This window comes from Streptomyces sp. NPDC030862 (genome assembly GCF_055571835.1).
Genome location: NZ_JBVIEN010000003.1, coordinates 791,010 through 814,422 on the forward strand (window position 1 = coordinate 791,010; position 23,413 = coordinate 814,422).

Below are 23,413 nucleotides of genomic sequence, written 5' to 3' on the forward strand. Positions count from 1 at the left end.
CCGGTACGGCCGGGAAGCCCCCGGAAGCCCCGGAATGAAAGCCGCGCCCCCCAGGTTCTAGCCTGTGGGGGCGCGGCTTTTCACATACGCGCGTACTCAGGCAATACGGAACGAGGCACACATGACCGACCCGGTGACTCTGGACGGCGAGGGCACGATCGGCGTGTTCGACGAGAAGCGCGCCGAGAACGCCGTACGCGAACTCCTCATCGCGGTCGGCGAAGACCCGGACCGCGAAGGCCTGCGGGAGACTCCCGCCCGGGTGGCACGGGCGTACAAGGAGATATTCGCGGGCCTGTGGCAGGAGCCCGAGGACGTCCTGACGACCACCTTCGACCTCGGTCACGACGAGATGATCCTGGTGAAGGACATCGAGGTCACGTCCTGCTGCGAGCACCACCTGGTGCCCTTCCGGGGCGTCGCCCACGTCGGGTACATCCCGTCCACCAGCGGCAAGATAACGGGCCTGTCCAAGCTGGCCCGGCTCGTGGACGTCTACGCCCGCCGGCCGCAGGTGCAGGAGCGCCTCACCACGCAGATCGCCGAATCGCTGATGAAGATCCTGGAGCCCCGGGGCGTCATCGTCGTCATCGAGTGCGAGCACATGTGCATGTCGATGCGCGGCATCCGCAAGCCCGGCGCGAAGACGATCACCTCGGCGGTGCGCGGCCAGCTGCGCGACGTGGCGACGCGCGCGGAGGCGATGAGCCTCATCATGGCGGAGTAGGCGTCCTGCCGGCCGCGCCGGAGGGGTCACCGGAGTAGGCGCCGGAGTGGTCAACTCCCTTGTTTTCAGCCATCTTTCATGCCGGACAGGTGGTGGACGCGGTCCGTCGTGCCGTGAAGACTCTCCGCATGACGATCACGAACGAGCAGTCGACGCCGTTGCCCACGCGCTCGCTCGGCGGGCTGGAGGTGTCCGCCCTCGGTTTCGGCGCGATGGTGCTGTCCCCGGGGGTGTACGGCGAGATCGACGACGAGCGCGGTGAGCGGGCGCTGCTCGCCGCCGTCGACGCGGGCGCCACGCTCATCGACACCTCCGACGGGTACGGCGCCGACGGCCACAACGAGCGGCTCATAGGCAAGGCGCTGCGCGGGCGGCGCGACGAGGTCGCCCTCGCCACCAAGTTCGGCTTCCGGCGGCCCGAGGGCGTCGAGCCGCACCCCTTCCCGGTCGGCTTCGCCTTCGGCGAGCTGGCCGTCAACGCCGACCCCAAGCACGTACGGGGCTACGCCGAGGCGAGCCTGCGGGAGCTCGGCACCGACCGGATCGACCTCTACTACCCGCACTTCCCCGACCCGCAGGTGCCGCTGGAGGAGACGGTCGGCGCGGTCGCGGACCTGATCCGGGCGGGGCTGGTCCGCCACCTCGGCCTGTCGAACGTCACCGCCGAGCAGCTGCGCGCCGCGCACGCCGTGCACCCGGTGGCCGCCGTCCAGACCGAGTGGTCCATGTGGCGCCCGGTCGACCCCGAGCTGCTCGCCGCCGCCCACGAGCTCGGCGTGGGCCTGGTGGCCTGGTCCCCGCTCGGCGCGGGGTTCCTCACCGGCACGGTCGGCGAGGTGAAGGAAGGCGACTTCCGGCAGCAGATGCCGCGCTTCAGCGCCGCGAACCACCAGGCCAACAACGACCGCTTCGCGCCCGTCCGGGGCATCGCCGCCGAGCTGGACCTCACCCCGGCGCAGCTGGCCCTGGCCTGGCTGCTGGCCCAGGACCGGCACGTGGTGCCGATTCCGGGCAGCCGCACTCCCGCCCACATCGAGGAGAACCTCGCCGCGGCGCGCGTCGAGCTCCCCTCCGACGTGCTGGACCGGCTGTCGGCGATCCTCGCCGAGACGGAGGTCGCGGGCGGCACGCTGCTGTAGCGCGGCACCGCGGCGGCCGGGTGGCTCAGCCCGGGGACGGGACCTCGTCGTCGTCCTCCGGCAGCCTGCACACCCGCTCCAGGAACATCGCCGCCGCGATCACCGCGATGCCCGCCGCCACCGAGAAGGCGGCGTAGATCGCCTGGTCGCGGCGGGCCGGGACGTCGAGGGAGCCGAGCAGGAAGACGCCCGCCCCGCCGTACATGCCGCTGACCAGGGCGGTGACCAGGGCACTGGCCTGGCCGAACACCACCGCGCGGGCCGCCATCAGCGGCTCGACGCCCTTCGCCCCCGGCCGCCGCTCGCGCTGGGCGCGCAGGCGGGAGCGGAGCGAGAGGGCCGTCGCCAGCAGGACGACGGCGATCACGGCGAGGACGATCGGCGCGGCGAGCGGGACGCTCGGCAGGGTGCCGAACGACTCCCACAGCCGGGCGCCGCCCCAGGAGAGGATGCCGGCGACGGCGAAGAGTCCGGCCAGTACCTTGAGCCGCAGTTGCTTCACCGGGTGTCCTTACGTGGTGGCCGTGGTCGGCGCCGTACGGTCTGCGTCCTGATCAACGACTACTCCGGCAGCCGCAGTTCCAGGTCCGCCCGGGCGAGGACGCCCTCCCTGCCGACGGCCGTCAGCAGATCGGCGACCGCGCCGGCGCCGGGCAGCTGGGCCTCCGGGTCCACGTCGTGCCACGGAGCCAGCACGAAGGCGCGCTCGTGGGCGCGGGGGTGCGGCAGGGTCAGGACCGGGTCGTCGGAGACGACGTCCGCGTACGCCACGATGTCGACGTCGAGGGTGCGGGCGCCCCAGCGCTCCTCGCGGACCCGGTGGAAGGCCTCCTCCACGGCGTGCGCCCGCTCCAGCAGGGACGCCGGGGGCAGCGTGGTCTTCAGCACGACGACCGCGTTGAAGTACGACGGCTGGGAGCCGGGGTCGACGCCCCACGGCTCCGTCTCGTACACGGGCGAGACCGCCTTGACCCGGACGCCCGGGGTGTCCTCCAGCGCGTCGATGGCGCCCTGCAGGGTCTCCAGGCGGTTGCCGAGGTTGGAACCGAGGGCGATCACGGCCCGCTTCGGGTTGGAGAGCGTGATGTCCGCGGCGTCGACCTGTTCCACCACGGAGGCGGGCACCGGCTGTACCGTCGGGTCGCTCTGCGTGCTCTTCATGCGCGCCTCCGTGTGATGGTGATGGTGACGTCGTCGAACGGGACGGTGATCGGGGCGTCCGGCTTGTGCACGGTCACCTCGACCTCCTGGACCCCGCCGTGCTTCAGGCACTGCTGGGCGATGCGCTCGGCGAGGGTCTCGATCAGGTCCACCGGCTCTCCCTGCACGACGTCCACGACCTCCTCCGCCACGATGCCGTAGTGCACGGTCTTCGCCAGGTCGTCGTCGGCCGCCGCGGGGCGGGTGTCGAGGCCCAGCACCAGGTCCACGATGAAGGTCTGGCCCTCCTCGCGCTCCCGGGGGAAGACGCCATGGTGCCCACGGGCCTTGAGGCCGCGCAGCGCGACACGATCCACGCGAATCACTCCTGCTGTCGTTGGTCGGGCGGGCACACGGCCGGGTGCGGTCGACGCGCGTTGCCACCACTCGAATCTACCTGCGACCACCGACAGCGCCCGCCCACGGGCCTCGCTTGTGCCCGCCTACCCACTCAGGAGCCGTTCTCGTCGTCGTCCTCGTCGCCGGATTCGGCCAGAACGGGCGAACCGTGGTGCGCCCAGATCCGCCACCCGTCGGGGGTGCGGCGGAAGACGTTCGTCGCGACGACCAGCTGGCCGACGAGCGGCCCCAGCTCGGCGCCGTCCTCGGCGGGGCCGCCGCTGAGGATGTTCTCGGTGCAGGTCACCAGGGCCGTCTCGCCGGCCACGGACACCTTCACATCGGTCAGGAAGAACTGGATGTACTCGGTGTTCGCCATGATCAGCGCGTACGAGCGGAGGACCTCTCCGCGGCCGGAAAGGACCGGCCAGCCCGGGTGCACGCAGGAGATCCCGCCGTACGCCTCGTCGAGCCAGAGGTCGGAGATCGTCTCGAAGTCGCCGCGCTCCATCGCCTCGTAGAAGGCGGTGTTGGCCAGTTCGACCGCTTCCGTGTCGTTGGTGCGCGCGTCGCTCACAGGGCTCCCTCGACGGCGCGGGCGACCCGGACCGCGTCCGCCGTCGCCCGTACGTCGTGGACGCGTACGGCCCAGGCGCCCTCGTGCGCGGCGATGGCCGAGACGGCGGCGGTGGCCGCATCCCGCTCGCGCGCCGGGGGCGGCGGCGCGCCCTCGGCGGCCAGGACGTGGCCGAGGAACCGCTTGCGCGAGGCGGCCACCAGCAGCGGGCGGCCCAGGGTGCGCAGGTCGGCCAGGTGGGCGACGAGGGCGAGGTCGTGCGGCGCCTGCTTGGCGAAGCCCAGGCCCGGGTCGACGATGATCCGCTCCGGTGCGACACCGGCCTCGACGACCGCCTCCAGGCGCGCGCGGAGCTCGGCGAGGACCTCGGCGACCACGTCGTCGTAGACGGCGAGGCTGTTCATGGTGTCGCTGAAGCCGCGCCAGTGCATGACGACGAACGCCACCTCGGCGGCGGCCACGGACGGCACCATCTCGGGGTCGGCGAGGCCGCCGCTGACGTCGTTGACCAGGACGGCGCCCGCCTCGACCGCCCGGCGGGCCACCGAGGCGCGCATGGTGTCGACGGAGACCGTCACCCCCTCGGCCGCCAGGCCGCGTACGACGGGGACGACCCGCCGCAGCTCCTCGTCCTCGTCGACGCGCGTGGCGCCGGGGCGCGTGGACTCACCGCCCACGTCCACCAGGTCGGCGCCCTGGGCGACCAGCTCCAGGCCGTGCTTGATGGCGGCCGTGGTGTCGAACCAGCGGCCGCCGTCGGAGAAGGAGTCGGGCGTCACATTGACGACCCCCATGACCGCACAGCGGTCCCACTCCGGCAGGCCCTGGGCCGTGCCACGCGCGCGCAACGTACTCATGCGTCCAGCCTAGGGGGTGTCTTGTCGATCAGGCCGGGCCCGCTACGGCTCAGGCGGCGCGGACCTCGTGTTCCGCGCCGGAGCGGGGCAGGTGGGCGCAGGGGCGGGGCGCGGCGGCGGCGCGGCGGCGGAAGGGGCGGGGCAGGGCGAGGTTCACGAAGCCCTCGGCCTGCATCGCGGCGAAACCGATGCGGGGCAGGTCGCGCGTGTTGCGGTACACCACGAAGCGGGGCTCCCAGCGGGGCCGGAACTTCGCGTTGAACTTGTACAGCGACTCGATCTGGAACCAGCGGGAGAGGAACACCAGCAACCCTCGCCACACCCGCAGCACCGGGCCGGCGCCGAGCTTCTCGCCGCGCGCGAGGGCGGAGCGGAACATGGCGAAGTTCAGCGAGACCCGCTTGACGCCCAGCGTGGGCGCGGCCTGGAGGGCGGCGACGATCAGCAGCTCGTTCATGCCGGGGTCGGCGGACCGGTCGCGGCGCATCAGCTCCAGCGACATGCCGTCCGTGCCCCACGGCACGAAGTGGATGATCGCCTTCAGGTCGCCGTACGGGGAGCCGGCGGAGTCGTCGTCGTCCTTGTGGGCGGTGGCGATCACCGCCTCGCCGTCCGCCGGGTCGCCGATCCGGCCCAGGGCCATGGAGAAGCCGCGCTCGGTGTCGGTGCCGCGCCAGTCGGCCGCGGCGTGCCGTATCCGCTCCAGCTCGCCTTCTGTCAGGTCACGGGCGCGCCGGACCCGGGTCGTGTATCCGTTGCGCTCGATGCGCTTGACCATCTGGCGCACGTTGCGCATGGCGCGCCCGGTGAGGGAGAAATCCGCGACGTCCACCACCGCCTCGTCCCCGAGCTCCAGCGCGTCCAGGCCGGTCTCGCGGGTCCAGACCTCGCCGCCCGTCTCGGAGCAGCCCATCACGGCCGGGGTCCAGGAGTGGGCCTTGGCCTCGTCCATGAACCGCTCGATGGCGCCGGGCCAGGCCTCGACGTCGCCGATCGGGTCGCCGCTGGCGAGCATCACGCCGGAGACGACCCGGTAGCAGACGGCCGCCTTGCCGCTGGGCGAGAAGACGACGCCCTTGTCGCGGCGGAGCGCGAAGTGGCCGAGGGAGTCCCGCCCGCCGTGCTGCTCCAGCAGCGCGCGCAGCCGGGCCTCGTCGTCCTCGGTGAGCCGGGCGACCGGGTGCTCGGGGCGGAAGGCCAGGTAGATGGTGGTGATGGCGGTGAGCAGGCCGAGCGCGCCGAGCGAGTAGCCGACCGTCCAGTCCACGCCGCCGCGGTAGCCGACGGGGCCCTCCACGCCGAGCAGGCCGTACAGGACGTGCTCCAGGCGGTCGCTCAGGCTCGGGCTGCCGACGACCTTCCCGGGGTGGGCGCTGACGATGACCAGGCCCAGCGCGATGGAACCGGCGCCCATCAGGACGAAGTTGGCCAGCGCCTTCCAGCGGCTGCGCGGGTCGGGCAGGGCCGCGAACTCGCTGCGGTGGCGCAGCAGCAGCGCCAGCAGCACGAGCGAGAGCAGGACGCCGATGACGGAGTGGCGGTAGACGAACTGGGCCACCGCGCCGACCGGCAGCAGGACCACCGCGGCGCGCCAGGCGCGGCGCTTGTGCCGCTTGAGGCCGTGCGCGAGCAGCAGGAGCAGCACACCGGCGCTGAGGGAGAGCGCCGCCGACAGCGGGCCCAGGGTGCCGGGGAGCACCTCGGCGATGGCGTGCATGCGGCTGGCCCGGAAGCGGGGGAAGACCCCGGCGGCGATGTCGATCAGACCGATGGCCGTACAGGCCGTGCCCACCAGGGAGGGAACCTTCTCGGCGCGTGGCCCGCGCAGGACACGGCGCACCCGGCTCGGAACCGATCCCGACTTATCCCCATCTTTCGTGACAGACATCGTTTCCCGTAGCTCCGCGAGAGATTCCAGTGTTCCTTTCGGCCGCAGAATCGGTCGGCCGGAGACGTGCGCTTTCTAGGACGGCAGCCGGGGGAGGCGGGTTCATTCATCTCCGGGAAATTCTCGACGAAGAGGACCAGAACGACTCATGGGTCTGACCAGCAACAAGGTTCTGGCGCTGGCCGCGGTGGTCGCCGTGGGGCTGTTCGCCGCCACGGTGTGGCTGTGGCCCCGGCTGTCGCGCCGGGGCCTGCGCCCGGTGCTCGGCAGGGTCGGCCTGCTGCTCGCGACCCAGCTGGCGCTCTTCGCGTCGGTCGGCCTGGCCGCCAACAACTACTTCCTCTTCTACGGGTCCTGGGCCGACCTCTTCGGCCAGGAGCAGCAGATGGGCGTGGTCGTCGACCACTCGGCGGGCAAGTCCGTCAAGCTGGTCGCCGAGCTGAAGCCGGAGGGCGTGCCGGGCGGTGGGCGCCCCGCGGCGGCGGGGCAGGTCCAGAAGGTCCTCGTCGCCGGGGAGAAGTCGGGGATCACCAGCCCGGCGTACGTGTACCTGCCGCCGGAGTACTTCCAGCCGGCGTACGCGGACAAGACCTTCCCCGCCGCGGTCGTCCTGACCGGCTACCCGGGCACCGCCGAGAACCTCCTCAAGGGCCTGAAGTACCCGCGTACCGCGTACGAGCAGGTCAAGAGCGGGAAGATGCGGCCGATGGTGCTGGTGATGCTGCGGCCGACCGTGGCCCCGCCCCGGGACACCGAGTGCGTCGACATCCCCGGCGGCCCGCAGACCGAGACCTTCTTCGCCGAGGACCTCCCGAAGGCGGTGTCGGGGACGTACCGCGTGGGCACGCAGCCGCGGAACTGGGGCTTCATCGGCAACTCGACCGGCGGCTACTGCGCCCTGAAGATCGCCCTGCACCACCCCGAGCGGTACGCGGCCGGGGCCGGCCTCTCCGCGTACTACAAGGCCGCCGAGGACGTCACCACCGGCGACCTCTTCCAGGGCGACCGGCGGCTGCGCGACCGTGCCGACCTGCTGTGGAGCCTGGACCACCTGCCGCAGGGCCGCTCGTCCTTCCTGGTGACCACGTCGAAGCAGGGCGAGGGGAACCTCAAGGGCACGCGCGCGTTCATCGCCAAGGTGAAGGCGCCCGCACGCGTGTCGTCGATCACCCTCGACAGCGGCGGGCACAACTTCACCACCTGGAACCGCGAGATCCCGCCCGCCCTGGTGTGGCTGAGCGGCCGGCTGAGCGCTAGCTGACCGTCTCCACGTCCACGTCCGTACGGGGGACGTCCCGCGCGTCCGCGGCGGTCGAGCGGCGCAGCGCCTCGTGCAGCCGGGCCGGGGTCAGCACGCCGAGGAAGCGGCCCCGCTCCTCGCGGTCGATGACCGCGATCCAGCCCGCGTCGTGCTGGAGCATCGTGGCGAACGCCTGCTTGAGCGACGCGCCGACGGGCAGCCACGCCTCCATGCGGTGCGCGTGGTCGCGTACGGAGCCCTCGCCGCGGGCGGCCTGTTCGGCGGAGATCCAGCCGTGCAGGTTGTCCTCGCGGTCCAGGACGACCGCCCAGCGGGAGTCCAGCGTGCGGGGGAGCGGGTCGTCCAGGTGGACCACCGGCGGCTGTTCGAGGTCACCCGGCTCGATCGGGGTGACGGACAGGCGCTTGAGGCCCCGGTCCGCGCCGACGAAGTCGGCGACGTACGGCGTGGCGGGGGCGCCGAGCACGGTGGCCGGGGTGTCCAGCTGCTCGATCCTGCCGTGCCCGTAGACGGCGATGCGGTCGCCGAGCCGGACGGCCTCCTCGATGTCGTGCGTGACGAACAGGACCGTCTTGCGCATCTGCGACTGGAGCTTGAGGAACTCGCTCTGCAGCCGCTCCCGCACCACCGGGTCGACCGCCCCGAACGGCTCGTCCATCAGCAGCACCGGCGGGTCGGCGGCCAGGGCGCGGGCCACGCCGACGCGCTGGCGCTGACCGCCGGAGAGCTGGTCGGGGTAGCGGTCGCCGTACGTGGCCGGGTCGAGCCCCACGAGGTCGAGCAGTTCGGCGGCGCGGGCGCGGGCCCGGTCGCGCCGGGTGCCGAGGAGGTGGGGCACGGTCGCGGTGTTCTCCAGCACCGTCTTGTGCGGGAAGAGGCCCACCTGCTGGATGACGTAGCCGATCCGGCGGCGCAGCCGGACGGGGTCGACGGCGGAGATGTCCTGGCCGTCGACGAGGATGCGGCCCCCGGTCGGCTCGATGAGCCGGTTGACCATCTTCATCGTGGTCGTCTTGCCGCAGCCGGACGGGCCGACGAGCGTGACCAGTTCGCCCTCGGCCACCTCGAACGACAGGTCGTCGACGGCGGTCGTGCCGTCGGGGTACCGCTTCGTCACACGCTCGAATCGGATCATGGTTCCCCCATTGTGGCCGGTGCGGTGTGAAGCCCATGTTGCCGTGGTGTGGCGGTGCGGGGTGATTGTCGGTGGCGGGGGTTAGGGTCGTTGGCGGATCGAACTGGCGAACGGGGGTGAGCGGGTGAGCACGGCGTCAAGCTGCTTGACGGCCAACGACTGGATCTGCGCGGAGTACGTCCGCTCCCGCGCCCAGGAGCTGACCGACGCGACGGTCCAGCACGTGTGGATCACCGTCGTGTCGGTGCTGATCGGGCTGGCCGTGGCGTTTCCGCTGGCGCTGCTGGTGCGCGCCCGGCCGCGGTGGGCGGGGCCGGTGCTCGGGCTGACGACCGTGCTGTACACGATCCCGTCGCTGGCGATGTTCTCGCTGCTGCTGCCGCTCTTCGGGCTGTCGGCCGCCCTGGTGGTGACGGGCCTGGTGCTCTACTCGCTCACGATCCTCGTACGGAACATCCTGGCGGGGCTCGCGGCCGTGCCCGACGAGACGCGCGAGGCGGCGCGCGGCATGGGATACGGGCGCGGGCGCCTGCTGTGGGAGGTCGAACTGCCGCTGGCGCTCCCGGCCGTGATGGCGGGCGTGCGGATGGCGACGGTGTCCACCATCGCCCTGACGACGGTCGGCGCCCTCGTCGACTACGGCGGGCTCGGCACGCTCATCACAGGCGGGCTGAAGAGCTACTTCAAGGCGCAGGTGCTCACGGCGTCGGTGCTGTGCGTGCTGCTGGCGGTCGCGGCGGACCTGCTGCTGCTCGGCGCGCAGCGGCTGCTCACCCCCTGGGCGCGTCCGCGTACGGGAAAGGCGGGCTGAGGCATGGGCGCGGTGGCCGACTCCTGGACGTGGCTGACGACCGGGGCCAACTGGCAGGGCGAGAGCGGGGTGTGGCACCGGCTGGGTGAGCACCTGTACTTCAGCGGGGTGTCCCTGCTGATCTCATGCCTCGTCGCCCTGCCCCTGGCGCTCTGGCTCGGGCACATCGGCAAGGGCGGGGCCCTCGCCGTCAACCTCTCCAACGTGGGGCGGGCGGTGCCCACGCTGGCGGTGCTCGTGCTGCTGACGCTCACTCCGCTGGGGCGCCACGGCGACCTGCCGGTGATCCTCGCCCTGGTGCTCTTCGCGGTCCCGCCGCTGCTCACCAACGCGTACCTCGGGATGCGCGAGGTCGACCGGGCGGTGGTGGAGGCGGCGCGCGGCATGGGGATGTCCGGGGGCCAGCTCTTCCGGAAGGTGGAACTGCCGCTCGCCTTCCCGATGGTGATGACCGGTCTGCGGTCGGCGACGGTCCAGGTGATCGCCACCGCGACGCTCGCCGCGATGGCCGGCCAGGGCGGGCTCGGCCGGATCATCACGGCGGGTTTCAACACGTACGACACCGCGCAAGTGGTCGCGGGGGCGCTGATCGTCGGGGTGCTCGCCCTGGCGGTCGAGGGCCTGCTGGTGCTCGCCGGCCGGGTCCTGGACCCGGTGCGGCGGAGCGACGTATCCCTATCCGGACGGAGAACGTGATGAGTAGGACCTCGCGCCTGGCGGGTGCGGTACTGGCCGTGGCGGCGCTGACCGGGGGGCTCGCCGCGTGCGGGGGCGACAGCCTGGAGAAGCGGAAGGGCGGCGCGGACGCCGCCTCGGCCCGCGGCGGCGGCGACAAGGGCACGGTGGTCGTCGGCTCGGCCGGCTTCACCGAGTCCAGCGTGCTGGCGGAGCTGTACGCGCAGGTACTGAAGGACGCCGGATACGCCACCTCCATCAGAACCGTGGAGAACCGGGAGCTGTACGAACCCGCCCTGGAGAAGGGCGAGATCGACGTCGTACCGGAATATGCGGCTACGCTTGCGGAATTCCTCAACGCGAAGGTGAACGGACCGAAGGCGTCGGAGGAGAAGCCGGTCGCCTCCAGCGATGTCACCGCCACCGTCGCGGCCCTGGAGAAGCTCGCCTCTCCGCGCGGACTGAAGGTGCTCCCGGCCGGCGGCGCGGTGGATCAGAACGCCTTCGCCGTGTCCAGGGAATTCGCCGAGAAGAACAAGCTCAAGACGCTTTCCGACCTCGGGGCCTCGAAGCTGAAGGTGAAGATCGCGGCGGGCGACGAGTGCGAGATCCGGCCGTTCTGCGCGCCGGGCCTGAAGAAGACGTACGGCATCGACGTGGCGGGCATCGACCCCAAGGGCGTCGGTACGACGCAGGCCAAGCAGGCCGTCAAGGACGGCATCGACCAACTGGTGCTGACGACCACGACGGACGCCACCCTGGAGCAGTTCGGGCTGGTGCTGCTGGAGGACGACAAGAAGCTGCAGAACGCCGACAATGTGCTGCCGGTCGTCAATGCGAAGGACGCCGGTTCGGCGGAGATAGCCGCTGCGCTCGACAAGATCACGAAGGTGTTGACGACCGAGGATCTCGTGGAGTTGAACCGGAAGGTGGACGCCGAGCGGGCAAAGCCGGTGGACGCGGCCCGGGCTTACCTGGAGGAGAAGGGGCTGATCGGGAAGTAGGCCGACCGGAAAGGCCGGCCGGTGGCGAAACATTGCCGGGCCTGTCCCCCAAACGGAGTCTACGCACGGTAAATTTCAGGCCATGCCACGTGGACGCCACCGCCATTCCCCGCCCCTGCACCGGCTGCTGCCGCCGTCGGCGGTCGCCGGAGCGTCGGTTCTCTGTGCCGGAGGCGCCTGGCTCTTCGCGGATCCGCTGGTCCTGCGGCTGCTGGCGGCCGCCGCCGCCGTGGGAGCCGTCACCGGAGCCGTCCTGATGCGCAGTTGGGACCGGGCGGCCGGCCGGCGTGTCGCCGAGCTGACCCGGGCCCGCGCGGGCGACCAGTGGCGCACCGAGGAGCGGATCGCGGAGCTGGAGGCGGACCTGGAGGAGTCGCGCGAGCTGCGCGCCCGGCTGGAGGCGAAGCTGCGGGCCAAGCGCGTCGAGCTGGCGGGGCTGCGCAACGAGCACGCCGGGCTGCTGCGCCGGTACGCCACCGCCGAGACCGAGCGGGCCAGCGCGCTGGAGGGCCGTCGGCAGCTCGCGCTGGAGGCCGCGGCGCCGGCCGCCCGGGAGCTGCCCGCCGCGGCCTCGACGCCGACCCCGGCCGCGTACCTCCAGGCCGCCAGGGCCCTGGAGAACCTCGCGCGGAACGCCGCCGTCCAGGAGGCCGGTCGCGCCGGGCAGCGGTCCCCGGAGGCACCCACGGCGGAGGCATCCGCCGCGGCCGACGAGGCCCCCACCCACGAGGCCGCCACCCGCCAGGCCGCTGCCCACGCGACCGAGGCCCCGGAGGCCGCCGCCCACGCGACCGAGGCTCCGGAGGCCGAGGAGCCCGAGGGTCCCGGTGCCGCGTCCGCGATGCGCCCGGTCCCGCCGACCGCCGCGATCGCACCGCAGGCGGCGCAGTGGCGTCCGGCGCCGCGCCTCCAGGGCGGCTTCGACTTCTTCGGCACCCAGACGCCGAAGAAGGCCCCGGCGGCCATCGAGGCCGTCCAGCACGAGGACCTGGCCGACGTCGTCGGCGAGGAGGCCCTCGCCGTACGGCGCCGGGAGGAGCGCGCGGTCGGCAAGGTCATCGACCTGACGGCGCACGACGAGACCGAGCAGCTCGACGTGGTGGAGCTGCGGCGCGACGCCGCCTCCTGACCGCCGGGCCGGCCCCGGCCACTCGACTGCCGGGCCGGCCGGCCGCTCGACCGCCGGGCCGCCCGGCCGGGCTACTTGTCGATGTCGCCGACGACGAAGAAGAACGACCCCAGGATCGCCACCATGTCCGCGACGAGCGTGCCCGGCAGCAGCTCCACCAGCGCCTGGATGTTGTTGTACGACGCCGAGCGCAGCTTCAGCCGGTACGGGGTCTTGTCGCCCTTGGACACCAGGTAGTAGCCGTTGAGCCCGAGAGGGTTCTCGGTCCAGGCGTACGTGTGGCCTTCCGGCGCCTTCAGGACCTTCGGCAGCCGCTGGTTGATCGGCCCGGGCGGCAGCTCCGCGAGCCGGTCGAGGCAGGCGTCGGCGAGGTCCAGGGAGTTGTGCGTCTGCTCCAGCAGGCACTCGAAGCGGGCCAGGCAGTCGCCCTCCTCGCGGGTGACGACCTTCAGGGTGTCCTGGAGGTCGCCGTACGCGAGGTACGGCTCGTCGCGCCGCAGGTCGAAGTCGACACCGGACGCGCGGGCGAGCGGGCCGCTGACGCCGTACGCGTGCACGATCCCGGGCGCCATGACGCCGACGCCGCGCGTGCGGCCGCGGAAGATCTCGTTGCCGAGGACGAGGCGGTCGTACACGTCCATCCGGGAGCGGATCGCCGCCACCGCCTGCCGGGCCCGGCCGAGCCAGCCGGCCGGCAGGTCCTCCTTGAGGCCGCCCACCCGGTTGAACATGTAGTGGATCCGGCCGCCGGAGACCTCCTCCATCACGTGCTGGAGGTCCTCGCGCTCGCGGAAGGCGTGGAAGATCGGGGTGATACCGCCCAGTTCGAGGGGGTACGAGCCGAGGAACATCAGGTGGTTGAGCACCCGGTTCAGCTCCGCGAGCAGGGTGCGCGTCCACACGGCGCGCTCCGGGACCTCCATGCCGAGCATCCGCTCGACGGCCATGACGACACCGAGCTCGTTGGAGAACGCCGACAGCCAGTCGTGGCGGTTGGCCAGCATGATGATCTGACGGTAGTCACGCGCCTCGAAGAGCTTCTCCGCGCCGCGGTGCATATAGCCGACGACCGGCTCGGCATGCTGGATCAGCTCGCCGTCCAGCACGAGCTTCAGGCGCAGCACGCCGTGCGTGGAGGGGTGCTGGGGCCCGATGTTCAGCACCATGTCGGTGCTTTCCGCGGCACCGCCGATGCCGACCGTGGTCTCCGTCATGCCGGACAGTATCCCTCGCCGGGCACGCGCTGGAGCAGCCAGGTGAAGTCCCCGAGTCCGCCCCGCGCCGTGAGCTCGGCGGCCTCCCCGGCGGCGGCGAGGGCGCGTACGTACCCGGCGGGGTCGCTCCGCGCCAGGTCGAGGGCGGGCCGGCCCCCGGCGACCCCGAGCCGCCGCAGCGCCTCCCGCTGCGAGACCAGCTCCACCGGGCCCGCTCCGCACGCCGCCGCGCAGGCGTCCAGCGCCACGTGCGCCGTGATGTCGCACGAGCCGTCCGGCACCGGCTCCACCTCGCGCCCCGCGCGGAAGCCGGTCAGCGTGCCGAAGGGCGGCCGGGCCTCCCGCACGTGGGCGTAGTCGACCGCCACCGCCAGGCCGGCGTCGAGGCAGCGCACCGCGCGCGCCCAGGCCTCGTCGCGCGGGCGGCCGATCTCGGCGCGCTCGCCCGGCTCCCGCAGCGGCCACCAGCGGGCCACCCACTCCTCGTCGGCTCCCGCGACCGGCGGGCCCAGCCGCTCGGTGCCGTCCGGCGCCACCTCCACGTACCGGGGCGTGCCCGCATCGTCCACTTCGGCGACGTCCACCGGCACGTTGTCGAGCCACTCGTTGGCGAACAGCAGCCCGCGTACCCCGGACGGCAGGTCCGGCCCCCACTCCACGCGCGGGTCCAGTCCCTCCGGCCGGGCCGCGCGCTCGACGGCGTACGCCCGTACGCGAAGGTCCGGCGCCGAAGCCGGCAACGCCGCCAGCACCCCCGTCAGCAGCTCGCCGCGCCCCGCACCCACGTCCACCAGTGCGACCTCGTCCGTGCCGAGGTCCTCCGCGACCCGCGCCAGCAGCCGGGCGACCGCCCCGGCGAACAGCGGTGAGGCGTGCACCGACGTACGGAAGTGCCCCGCGGGCCCCTCAGGGCGCAGGTAGAAGCCGTCGGGCCCGTACAGCGCGCGTTCCGCGGCCGCCCGCCAGCCCGTCCACCGACTCGGCCCCCGGCCGGTCCCCTGACTCGTCCGAGCCGTCTCATCCGTCACGGGCACCAGTCTCCACCGGCCCCTCCGCCCGGCCCTCTCCACCCTGCGGAGTAGGGCCCCGTCCCAGGGATGGGACCTCCGGTTGACCCCTGCACCTATTCGGTTTCCCTACGCTGGGTGACGTGCACCGCCTCTACGACTTCATCCGCAGACACCCCACGGGCGTCGACGGCTTCTGGGCTGTGATGCTCCTGGGGTTCTCCATGCTGTGGGTGGCCCAGGTCCCCGACGGTGCCGAGCCCGCCCTGGTGGCCGCCGGGATCGTCCTGCTGCTCTGCCTCGCCGTCGCACTGCGCCGCCGCTGGCCCGAGAAGATGCTGCTGCTCGTCGCCGCCATCGGCGTGGCCCAGCTGGCGCTCGACGTCGCGACGAACCCGGCCGACTTCGCGATGCTCGTCGTCATCTACACCGTCGCCGCGCAGGGCGACGGCCCGCGCTGGGCGTCCCGCCTCGCGTTGGTCGGCGGCGTGTGCGCGGCCCCCCTGGCGCAGCTGCGCTGGCCCGTCGAGAACGTCTCGACCGCCGGGCAGGTGTTCTTCGCCGTCGTGCTGAGCGTGCCGTTCCTCCTGGCCTGGGTGCTCGGCGACTCCATGCGCACCCGTCGCGCGTACTTCGCGCAGCTGGAGGAGCGCGCCACCCGCCTGGAGAAGGAGCGCGAGGCCCAGGCCAAGGTCGCCGTCGCCGCCGAGCGCGCCCGGATCGCCCGCGAGCTGCACGACGTCGTCGCCCACAACGTCTCCGTGATGGTCGTCCAGGCGGACGGCGCCGCGTACGTCCTCGACACCTCGCCCGACCTGGCCAAACAGGCCCTGGAGACCATCTCCACCACCGGCCGCCAGGCGCTCGCCGAGATGCGCCGGCTGCTCGGCATCCTGCGCACCGGCGAGCCGCAGGACTCCGAGGACTACGTGCCGCAGCCCGACGTCCAGCAGATCGGGGACCTGGTGGAACAGGTGCGCAGCGCGGGCCTCGCCGTCGACTTCCGCATCGAGGGCACCCCGCGCCCGCTGCCGAGCGGCGTCGAGCTCACCGCGTACCGCATCGTCCAGGAGGCGCTCACCAACACCCGCAAGCACGGCGGCCCGGACGTCGGGGCGAGCGTGCGGCTGGTCTACTTCGACGACGGACTCGGTCTGCTGGTCGAGGACGACGGCCGGGGCGCGTCGCACGAGCTGTACGAGGACGGCGGCGCCGACGGCCGGGGCCACGGCCTGATCGGCATGCGCGAGCGCGTCGGGATGGTCGGCGGCACGCTGGACGCCGGGCCGCGGCCCGGCGGCGGCTTCCGGATCAGCGCCCTGCTCCCCCTCAAGCCCGCCCACTGAAGCCCACTGAAGCCCACTGAAGTCCACTGAATCCGTACGGACCTAAGGAATCGCATGTCCATCCGCGTGATGCTCGTCGACGACCAGGTGCTGCTGCGCACCGGCTTCCGCATGGTGCTGGCCGCCCAGCCGGACATGGAGGTCGTCGCGGAGGCGGGCGACGGGGCCGAGGCGATCGACGTCCTGCGGTCCACGGCCGTGGACGTCGTCCTCATGGACGTACGGATGCCCCGCCTGGACGGGGTGGAGGCCACGCGCCGCATCTGCGCCGAGCCGGGCGCGCCGCGCGTGCTGATCCTGACCACCTTCGACCTGGACGAGTACGCCTTCTCCGGTCTGAAGGCGGGCGCCAGCGGCTTCATGCTCAAGGACGTGCCGCCCGGCGAGCTCCTCAGCGCCATCCGGGCGGTGCACAGCGGGGACGCGGTGGTCGCGCCGTCGACGACCCGGCGGCTGCTGGACCGTTTCTCCCCGATGCTGCCCTCCGCCGCCAAGGACCCGCGCGACAAGACCCTGGAGAAGCTCACCGAGCGGGAGCGCGAGGTGATGATGCTCGTCGCGCAGGGCCTGTCGAACGGTGAGATCGCGGGGCGGCTGGTGCTCTCGGAGGCCACCGTCAAGACGCATGTCGGCCGCATCCTCACCAAGCTCGGGCTGCGGGACCGGGTGCAGGTGGTGGTCCTCGCGTACGAGACGGGCCTGGTACGGGCCGGAGGCCGCTGACGCAGTCCCTAGCGCAGCACCGTCTCCAGGAAGTCGCTGCCGATGCGGGCGACGGCGGCCACGTCCAGCTGGTGCAGGACGTACCGGCCGCGGCGGCGCACGGTGACGAGCTGGGCCTTCTTCAGGACGGCGAGGTGGCGTGAGACCTCCGGCGGGGTGATGCCGTACAGCTCGGCCAGCTCGCCGTTGGTGTACGCGGCGCGGGCCAGCTCGCGGCACATGCGCATGCGCAGGGGGTGGGCCAGCGCCTCCATGCGCAGGTGGAGCATCTCGACCGAGGCGGGCCCGGGCAGTTCCGGCGCGCCGATGGGGTAGTGGACGACGGGGCGCCAGCCGGGGGAGTGCAGCACCCACAGGTGGGGCCAGCCGAAGCTGGACGGCACGAAGGTGACCCCGGTCCCGGCGGCGGTGGTCCGGCCGTCGGTGAGCTTGTCGACCACGATGCGCCGTGCGCCCGCGCCCCCACCCGCGTTCACGCCCCCGATCACGCCCCCGCCCTCACCCTCGTCGAGCCGCACCGCGGGCGACACGGCGCGCAGCGCCTCCGGCAGGCCCTTACGGCGCAGCAGCTCGGTCTTGTGGCGGGCGTCGGCGGCGAGGGCGGGCTGGACGCGGCGCCAGGTGTCGGCGAAGAAGGCCTGGTCGCAGTCCTCGAAGAGACGGCGCAGCCAGGCGCGTACGCCCCCGGGGTCGGCGAGCAGGCGGCGGGTGAACTCCAGCTGCCGGGGGCCGCGGCTGGCGGCGAGTTCCAGGGCGCGTTCGGGGCGGACGGCGCCGTCGGCCGCGTACTGCGCGGAGCAGGCGAACTCCAGGGCGGCGGTTAGGAAGCGGTCCTCGTCCAGCGCGTCGAGCAGGTCGAGCTCCTCGGCGAGCGTGGCGCCGGTGCGGCCGTCGCCGCCACGTACTCCGGCGAACGGCAGGTGGACGTCCGAGAACGTCGTCGTCCACAGGAAGTTCGCCTCGTGCAGCCGGTCGGCGAGGTCCGGCTTGAGCGCGGCGGCGGTGGCGGTCGCCCAGCCGTGCAGCCCGGGGTGGTGCCCGGGCTCGGACAGGACGTGCAGCGCCTCGCCCAGCTCGGCGAGGGGCGAGATGTCGAAGACGATGCGCTCGGGCGGCAGGCCCGTGATGTCGATGCTCACGCTCACGCCCCCATGGTGAGGGCTGTCGCGCCCCGCATCGCGCCAGTTGACGTCCCTCGTCAATCGATACGCCTCAGCGGGGCGGGGTGCGGACCCTGGAGCCCATGAACGCCCTGCACCAGCACCTCCTGGACACCTACCGCTCGGCCCAGCTCGGCACCCCGCCCCCGCCGCTCCCGGGCGCGCACGACTGGCGCGCCCTGCGCGCGGCCCGCGAGCACCGCCGCTTCCTCAAGGTGCTCAGGGGCGTGCCGGTGCACCTGTCGCGTGCGGCCCGGGCGGCGGCCCGGACGACCGCCCGGACTACCGCCCGGACACCCGCCCGATGAAGTCCCGCGCCGCGTCCACCACGTCCTGGCGCGACCACTCCAGGCCCGGTGCCGCGACCATGACCTCCGTGACCGCGACGCCCGGCGGACCGGCCGGGCCCGGGTCCGCCCAGGCGCGGAAGAGGGTGACGCCCGTCTCCTCGGCCTGGCGGACGCCCGCCTCCGTGAGGACCTCCGGCTCGTACGGCAGCCACACCTGGAACTGGTGCGTGTGCGGGGTCTCCGGGTGCACCCGGAACCACGGCGCCGCCCCCGCGAAACCCTCCCGCAGCGCCTCCGCCACCACGCGCGCGTGCGCCACGTACGACGGCAGTCGCGGCAGCTCCCGCTCCAGGCCCAGCAGCGCCGACAGCGCCGCCGGGAACTGCTGGAACAGCTGGCCCCCGTACCGGTGGCGCCACGCCCGGGCCTCCTCCACCAGCGGCTCGGGCCCGGCCAGCACGGCGCCGGACAGTCCGCCGAGCGACTTGTAGAAGGAGACGTACACGCTGTCGGCGAGTCCCGCTATCTCGGAGAGCTCCCGCCCGAACCAGGGGGCGCACTCCCACAGCCGCGCGCCGTCGAAGTGCACCACCGCATCCCGCTCCCGGGCGGCCTCCACCACCGCCACCAGCTCGTCCCAGTGCGGCAGTACGAAGCCGGCGTCGCGCAGCGGCAGCTCCAGCATCAGCGTGCCGAAGGGCTCGTCGAGGTCCTGGACCTCCTCGGCCGTGGGCAGCCGGGGCGCGCGCGTCGGGTGGACGGTCCGCAGCCCGGTGAGCGCCGTGAGGGCGCGGCGCTCGTGCACCTCGGGGTGCGCCAGCGGGTGGAGCGCGACGACCGGGTTGCCGGTGCGCGCCGCCCAGCACCGCAGTGCCACCTGCTGCGCCATGGTTCCGGTGGGGAAGAACGCCGCCGCCGGGAAGCCCAGCAGCCCCGCCACCCGCCGCTCCAGGGTCTCGACGACCCGGTCGCCGTACACGTCGACCGGTTCGGACAGGTCGTGGACGCCGCCCGCGTCGCGCGCGAGCGCGCTCAGCCGTTCCCCGAGCGTCGTCTCCGAGGCGTATCGCCACAGGACCTTCTCGGACGCCCGCCACGCGGCGGTCCGCCGTGCCTTCTCGTCACCTTGATCGCTCATGGTCCGATCATCACACCGCCGGTCACGCCCTGTGGACAGTCGGCAAGCGGAACGAAACGCTGGCGTAGCATGACCAGAAATCGTCCGGTACCCCCCGCGGACTGGAACGGAAGGCCGTCGCCCGCGTGAACGCTTCGCAACCCCGCCCCGCCCGGCTCACCGTCGGCGTCGTAGGCGCCGGCCGGGTGGGCCCCGCCCTCGCCGCGGCTCTGCGGCTCGCCGGACACCGCCCGGTGGCCGTCTCGGGCGTCTCCGACGCGTCCGTGCGGCGCGCCGCCGAGCTCCTGCCCGACGTGCCGCTCGTCCCGCCCGCGCAGGTCCTGGAGCGGGCCGACCTGGTGCTGCTGACCGTCCCCGACGACGTCCTGCCCGGCCTGGTGCAGGGGCTGGCCGAGACCGGAGCCGTACGCCCCGGGCAGCTGCTGGTGCACACCTCCGGGCGGTACGGCACCGCCGTGCTCGACCCGGCCCGCCGCGCCGGAGCGCTGCCGCTCGCCCTGCACCCCGTCATGACGTTCACCGGCACCGCCGTCGACGTCCAGCGGCTGGCCGGCTGCTCCTTCGGCGTCACCGCCCCCGAGGAGCTGCGGCTCGCCGCCGAGGCGCTCGTCATCGAGATGGGCGGCGAGCCCGAGTGGATCGACGAGGCCGCCCGCCCCCTCTACCACGCGGCCCTCGCCCTCGGCGCGAACCACCTCGTCACGCTGGTGGCCCAGTCCATGGAGCTGCTCCGCACGGCGGGCGTCGGCGCCCCCGACCGGATGCTCGGCCCGCTCCTCGGCGCCGCCCTGGACAACGCCCTGCGCTCCGGGGACGCCGCCCTGACCGGCCCCGTCGCGCGCGGCGACGCCGGCACGGTCGCGGCCCACATCGCCGAGCTGCGCGCGCACGCGCCCGCCGCCGTCGCGGGCTACCTCGCCATGGCCCGTACGACGGCGGACCGGGCACTCGCGGCCGGCCTGCTCAAGCCCGAGCTCGCCGAGGACCTGCTGGACGTCCTCGCGAACGGCTCCGCCGGCCAGGGAGGCCAGGAAGGCCAGGAAGGCGCCGAGGGCGCGGAAGGAGACAGCGGCCGATGAGCCAGGACTTCGAACTGATCACCACCCGCGACGAGCTGGGGTACGCCCTCGACCACTTCGCGCCCCGGGGCCGTACGGCCGTCGTCATGACCATGGGCGCCCTCCACGAGGGTCACGCCACCCTGGTCCGGGCCGCCCGCAGGCACGTCGGCAAGCAGGGGTACGTCCTGGTCACCGTCTTCGTGAACCCGCTCCAGTTCGGCGCGGGCGAGGACCTCGACCGCTACCCCCGCACCCTGGACACCGACCTCAAGACCGCCGAGCAGGCGGGCGCCGACGCCGTGTTCGCCCCCTCCGTCGAGGAGATGTATCCCGACGGGCGGCCCGAGATCCGGATCACCGCGGGCCCCATGGGCGAGCGGCTGGAGGGCGCCTCCCGCCCCGGCCACTTCGACGGCATGCTCACCGTCGTCGCCAAGCTCCTCCACCTCACCCGCCCCGACGCGGCGTTCTTCGGCCAGAAGGACGCCCAGCAGCTCGCCCTGATCCGCCGCATGGTCCGCGACCTGAACTTCCCGGTGGAGATCGTCGGCGTGGAGACCGTCCGCGAGCCCGACGGCCTGGCCCTCTCCAGCCGCAACCGCTACCTGTCGCCCCCCGAGCGGCGTACCGCCCTCGCGCTCTCCGCCGCGCTCTTCGCCGCCCGCGACCGGCTCGCCGCCCAGGTGGCGCTGCGCGCCCGCGCCGAGACGCTGCCCGCCTCCGAGAGCCGCGCCGCGGCCCTGTCCAAGCTGGGCGAGTCACGCGCGGCGGCCGACGCCCACGCGGTGGCGGCGCTGGCGGCTGCGGGCCCGGGCGGCGCGGACGCGGTTCGGGCGGCGGCCCGCGCGGTACTCGACGAGGCGGCCAAGCGCACCCCGCCCCTCGTCCTCGACTACCTCGCCCTGGTCGACCCGGCCGACTTCACCGACGTCCCCGACGAGTACACCGGGGAGGCGATCCTGGCCGTGGCCGCCAAGGTCGGCACCACCCGGCTCATCGACAACCTTCCCCTCACCTTCGGAGCCCCCGCATGACCGGCATACGCCTCCAGGCCCCCGCCCCCGGCTGGGCCATCGACGCCGACGTCGTCGTGGTCGGCTCCGGCGTGGCGGGCCTGACCGCCGCCCTGCGCTGCACGGCCGCGGGCCTGCGTACGGTCGTCGTCACCAAGGCCCGCCTCGACGCCGGCTCCACCCGCTGGGCCCAGGGCGGCATCGCCGCGGCCCTCGGCGAGGGCGACACCCCGGAGCAGCACCTCGACGACACGCTCGTCGCGGGCGCGGGCCTGTGCGACGAGGAGGCCGTCCGCGCCCTGGTCACCGAGGGCCCCGACGCCGTACGCCGCCTGATCGCCACCGGCGCGCGGTTCGACACCGACGAGGCCGGCACCATCGAGCTCACCCGCGAGGGCGGCCACCACCGCCGCCGCATCGCGCACGCGGGCGGCGACGCGACGGGCGCCGAGATCTCCCGCGCCCTGGTCGACGCGGTCCGCGACCGCGCCGTCCGCACCATCGAGAACGCGCTCGTCCTGGACCTCCTCACCGACGCCGAAGGCCGTACGGCCGGGGTCACCCTCCACGTCATGGGCGAGGGCCAGCACGACGGCGTCGGCGCCGTCCACGCCCCGGCCGTCGTCCTCGCCACCGGCGGCATGGGCCAGGTCTTCTCCGCCACCACCAACCCCGCCGTCTCCACCGGCGACGGTGTCGCCCTCGCGCTCCGCGCCGGGGCGGAGGTCAGCGACCTGGAGTTCGTCCAGTTCCACCCCACGGTCCTCTTCCTCGGCCCCGACGCGGAGGGCCAGCAGCCCCTCGTCTCCGAGGCGGTACGCGGCGAGGGCGCGTACCTGGTCGACGCCGACGGCGTCCGCTTCATGGTCGGGCAGCACGAGCTGGCCGAGCTCGCCCCCCGGGACATCGTCGCCAAGGGCATCATGCGCCGCATGCGCGAGCAGGGCGCCCACCACATGTACCTCGACGCCCGCCACTTCGGCGCCGAGATGTGGGCCTCCCGCTTCCCGACGATCCTCGCCGCCTGCCGCGCCCACGGCATCGACCCGGTCACCGAGCCGATCCCGGTCGCCCCGGCGGCGCACTACGCCTCCGGCGGCGTCCGCACCGACCTGTCCGGCCGCACCACCGTGCCCGGCCTGTACGCGTGCGGCGAGGTGGCCTGCACCGGCGTCCACGGCGCCAACCGCCTCGCGTCGAACTCCCTCCTGGAGGGCCTGGTCTTCGCCGAGCGCATCGCCGACGCCGTCGCGAAGGACCGCGCCGCGCACGCCGGGACCGGGTCGCGCACGCCGGTCCCGCACCCCGCCCCCACCCTGCTGCCGCTGCTCGACCCGACCTGCCGCGCCACCCTCCAGCACGTCATGACGGCGGGCGCCGGAGTGCTGCGCTCCGCCACGAGCCTCGCCGAGGCGGCCGAGCGGCTGGACGCCATCCACGGCGAGGCGGTGAGCGGCCGCCACAAGGCCGCCGAGCCCGGCGTCGAGTCCTGGGAGACCACGAACCTCCTGTGCGTCGCCCGCGTGCTCGTCGCCGCCGCCCGCCGCCGCGAGGAGACCCGCGGCTGCCACTGGCGCGAGGACCACCCGGACCGCGACGACACGGCGTTCCGCCGCCACCTCGTCGTGACGCTCGGTCCCGACCGGACCCTGGACGTCCGCCCCACCGACACCCAAGACTTCCCTCCGACCGTCGCCGAAGCCCCCCAGGAGCCGTAAC

At 73.5% G+C, this 23,413-nt stretch carries 24 protein-coding genes; 13 read left to right on the plus strand and 11 right to left on the minus strand.

Features of this window, described 5'->3' with window-relative positions; all coding sequences use genetic code 11:
• Nucleotides 1–121: 121 nt before the first annotated feature.
• Nucleotides 122–727: a GTP cyclohydrolase I FolE gene (gene folE / locus ACZ42X_RS11725; RefSeq protein WP_468287265.1), complete on the plus strand. Its 606-nt coding sequence runs from the start codon at nt 122–124 to the stop codon at nt 725–727.
• 128 nt (nt 728–855) lie between these two features.
• A complete protein-coding gene (locus ACZ42X_RS11730; RefSeq protein WP_468287268.1) occupies nt 856–1,866 on the plus strand; it encodes an aldo/keto reductase in 1,011 nt (336 codons plus the stop codon).
• Between the two features lie 25 nt (nt 1,867–1,891).
• Here ACZ42X_RS11730 and ACZ42X_RS11735 read toward each other — a convergent pair whose 3' ends face one another.
• From ACZ42X_RS11735 to ACZ42X_RS11760, 6 genes are all read right to left on the minus strand, one after another.
• Nucleotides 1,892–2,368, minus strand: coding sequence for a DUF3180 domain-containing protein (locus ACZ42X_RS11735; RefSeq protein ID WP_468287271.1), 477 nt, complete (start codon nt 2,366–2,368; stop codon nt 1,892–1,894).
• A gap of 59 nt (nt 2,369–2,427) precedes the next feature.
• Nucleotides 2,428–3,027: a 2-amino-4-hydroxy-6-hydroxymethyldihydropteridine diphosphokinase gene (folK, locus tag ACZ42X_RS11740; protein ID WP_468287274.1), complete on the minus strand. Its 600-nt coding sequence runs from the start codon at nt 3,025–3,027 to the stop codon at nt 2,428–2,430.
• Nucleotides 3,024–3,383, minus strand: coding sequence for a dihydroneopterin aldolase (gene folB / locus ACZ42X_RS11745; protein ID WP_355363069.1), 360 nt, complete (start codon nt 3,381–3,383; stop codon nt 3,024–3,026). The genes folK and folB overlap by 4 nt, the downstream gene beginning before the upstream one ends.
• A 134-nt stretch (nt 3,384–3,517) precedes the next feature.
• The gene (locus ACZ42X_RS11750; RefSeq protein ID WP_468287503.1) at nt 3,518–3,916 is read right to left on the minus strand and encodes a nuclear transport factor 2 family protein; all 399 of its coding nucleotides are present in this window, start codon (nt 3,914–3,916) and stop codon (nt 3,518–3,520) included.
• A 62-nt stretch (nt 3,917–3,978) separates the two neighbouring features.
• Nucleotides 3,979–4,839: a dihydropteroate synthase gene (gene folP, locus ACZ42X_RS11755; RefSeq protein WP_468287277.1), complete on the minus strand. Its 861-nt coding sequence runs from the start codon at nt 4,837–4,839 to the stop codon at nt 3,979–3,981.
• A gap of 49 nt (nt 4,840–4,888) precedes the next feature.
• Nucleotides 4,889–6,727: a phosphatidylglycerol lysyltransferase domain-containing protein gene (locus ACZ42X_RS11760; protein WP_468287280.1), complete on the minus strand. Its 1,839-nt coding sequence runs from the start codon at nt 6,725–6,727 to the stop codon at nt 4,889–4,891.
• Nucleotides 6,728–6,875: 148 nt separating this feature from the next.
• On the opposite strand from ACZ42X_RS11760, the gene ACZ42X_RS11765 reads away from it, so the two are divergent.
• The gene (locus tag ACZ42X_RS11765; protein ID WP_468287283.1) at nt 6,876–7,988 is read left to right on the plus strand and encodes an alpha/beta hydrolase; all 1,113 of its coding nucleotides are present in this window, start codon (nt 6,876–6,878) and stop codon (nt 7,986–7,988) included.
• Here ACZ42X_RS11765 and ACZ42X_RS11770 read toward each other — a convergent pair.
• Complete coding sequence (locus ACZ42X_RS11770; protein WP_468287286.1) at nt 7,981–9,123, minus strand: ABC transporter ATP-binding protein; 1,143 nt, start codon at nt 9,121–9,123, stop codon at nt 7,981–7,983. The two genes, ACZ42X_RS11765 and ACZ42X_RS11770, sit on opposite strands and share 8 nt — an antisense overlap.
• A gap of 124 nt (nt 9,124–9,247) precedes the next feature.
• Here ACZ42X_RS11770 and ACZ42X_RS11775 point away from each other — a divergent pair, with 124 nt between their 5' ends.
• From ACZ42X_RS11775 to ACZ42X_RS11790, 4 genes are all read left to right on the plus strand, one after another.
• Nucleotides 9,248–9,934 (plus strand): ABC transporter permease, encoded by a 687-nt coding sequence (locus ACZ42X_RS11775; RefSeq protein WP_468287289.1) that lies wholly within the window; start codon nt 9,248–9,250, stop codon nt 9,932–9,934.
• Between the two features lie 3 nt (nt 9,935–9,937).
• The gene (locus ACZ42X_RS11780; protein WP_468287292.1) at nt 9,938–10,630 is read left to right on the plus strand and encodes an ABC transporter permease; all 693 of its coding nucleotides are present in this window, start codon (nt 9,938–9,940) and stop codon (nt 10,628–10,630) included.
• Nucleotides 10,630–11,613: an ABC transporter substrate-binding protein gene (locus tag ACZ42X_RS11785; protein ID WP_468287295.1), complete on the plus strand. Its 984-nt coding sequence runs from the start codon at nt 10,630–10,632 to the stop codon at nt 11,611–11,613. Before ACZ42X_RS11780 ends, ACZ42X_RS11785 begins: the two co-directional genes overlap by 1 nt.
• Nucleotides 11,614–11,695: 82 nt before the next feature.
• The gene (locus ACZ42X_RS11790; RefSeq protein ID WP_468287298.1) at nt 11,696–12,742 is read left to right on the plus strand and encodes a hypothetical protein; all 1,047 of its coding nucleotides are present in this window, start codon (nt 11,696–11,698) and stop codon (nt 12,740–12,742) included.
• Between the two features lie 71 nt (nt 12,743–12,813).
• Here ACZ42X_RS11790 and ACZ42X_RS11795 read toward each other — a convergent pair whose 3' ends face one another.
• Both ACZ42X_RS11795 and ACZ42X_RS11800 read right to left on the minus strand, forming a co-directional pair.
• Complete coding sequence (locus ACZ42X_RS11795; RefSeq protein WP_361428558.1) at nt 12,814–13,956, minus strand: NADH-quinone oxidoreductase subunit D; 1,143 nt, start codon at nt 13,954–13,956, stop codon at nt 12,814–12,816.
• Nucleotides 13,953–14,984 carry an SAM-dependent methyltransferase gene (locus tag ACZ42X_RS11800; RefSeq protein WP_468287302.1) on the minus strand — a complete coding sequence of 344 codons (1,032 nt, stop codon included), beginning with the start codon at nt 14,982–14,984 and terminating at the stop codon, nt 13,953–13,955. The genes ACZ42X_RS11795 and ACZ42X_RS11800 overlap by 4 nt, the downstream gene beginning before the upstream one ends.
• Nucleotides 14,985–15,106: 122 nt before the next feature.
• On the opposite strand from ACZ42X_RS11800, the gene ACZ42X_RS11805 reads away from it, so the two are divergent.
• Together ACZ42X_RS11805 and ACZ42X_RS11810 are read left to right on the plus strand one after the other, a co-directional pair.
• Nucleotides 15,107–16,309, plus strand: a complete 1,203-nt coding sequence (locus ACZ42X_RS11805; protein ID WP_468287305.1) for a sensor histidine kinase — start codon at nt 15,107–15,109, stop codon at nt 16,307–16,309.
• Between the two features lie 54 nt (nt 16,310–16,363).
• Entirely contained in the window at nt 16,364–17,032 is a 669-nt protein-coding gene (locus tag ACZ42X_RS11810) for a response regulator transcription factor (protein WP_361428554.1), read from the plus strand.
• Between the two features lie 8 nt (nt 17,033–17,040).
• Here the strand turns inward: ACZ42X_RS11810 and ACZ42X_RS11815 are convergent, their stop codons facing one another.
• On the minus strand, nt 17,041–18,171 hold the full coding sequence (locus tag ACZ42X_RS11815) for a DUF5937 family protein (protein ID WP_468287506.1): 1,131 nt from the start codon (nt 18,169–18,171) through the stop codon (nt 17,041–17,043).
• A gap of 104 nt (nt 18,172–18,275) precedes the next feature.
• Between ACZ42X_RS11815 and ACZ42X_RS11820 the strand changes: the two genes are divergently transcribed.
• Nucleotides 18,276–18,500 (plus strand): hypothetical protein, encoded by a 225-nt coding sequence (locus tag ACZ42X_RS11820; RefSeq protein ID WP_468287308.1) that lies wholly within the window; start codon nt 18,276–18,278, stop codon nt 18,498–18,500.
• Here the strand turns inward: ACZ42X_RS11820 and ACZ42X_RS11825 are convergent.
• A complete protein-coding gene (locus tag ACZ42X_RS11825; protein WP_468287311.1) occupies nt 18,475–19,620 on the minus strand; it encodes a threonine aldolase family protein in 1,146 nt (381 codons plus the stop codon). The genes ACZ42X_RS11820 and ACZ42X_RS11825 overlap by 26 nt on opposite strands.
• Nucleotides 19,621–19,745: 125 nt before the next feature.
• Between ACZ42X_RS11825 and ACZ42X_RS11830 the strand changes: the two genes are divergently transcribed.
• The 3 genes from ACZ42X_RS11830 to ACZ42X_RS11840 are packed head-to-tail and all read left to right on the plus strand — an operon-like array spanning nt 19,746 to nt 23,412.
• A complete protein-coding gene (locus ACZ42X_RS11830) occupies nt 19,746–20,699 on the plus strand; it encodes a Rossmann-like and DUF2520 domain-containing protein (protein ID WP_468287314.1) in 954 nt (317 codons plus the stop codon).
• Nucleotides 20,696–21,715, plus strand: coding sequence for a pantoate--beta-alanine ligase (gene panC / locus ACZ42X_RS11835; RefSeq protein WP_468287317.1), 1,020 nt, complete (start codon nt 20,696–20,698; stop codon nt 21,713–21,715). The genes ACZ42X_RS11830 and panC overlap by 4 nt, the downstream gene beginning before the upstream one ends.
• Nucleotides 21,712–23,412, plus strand: a complete 1,701-nt coding sequence (locus ACZ42X_RS11840; RefSeq protein ID WP_468287320.1) for an L-aspartate oxidase — start codon at nt 21,712–21,714, stop codon at nt 23,410–23,412. Before panC ends, ACZ42X_RS11840 begins: the two co-directional genes overlap by 4 nt.
• Nucleotide 23,413: the final 1 nt, after the last annotated feature.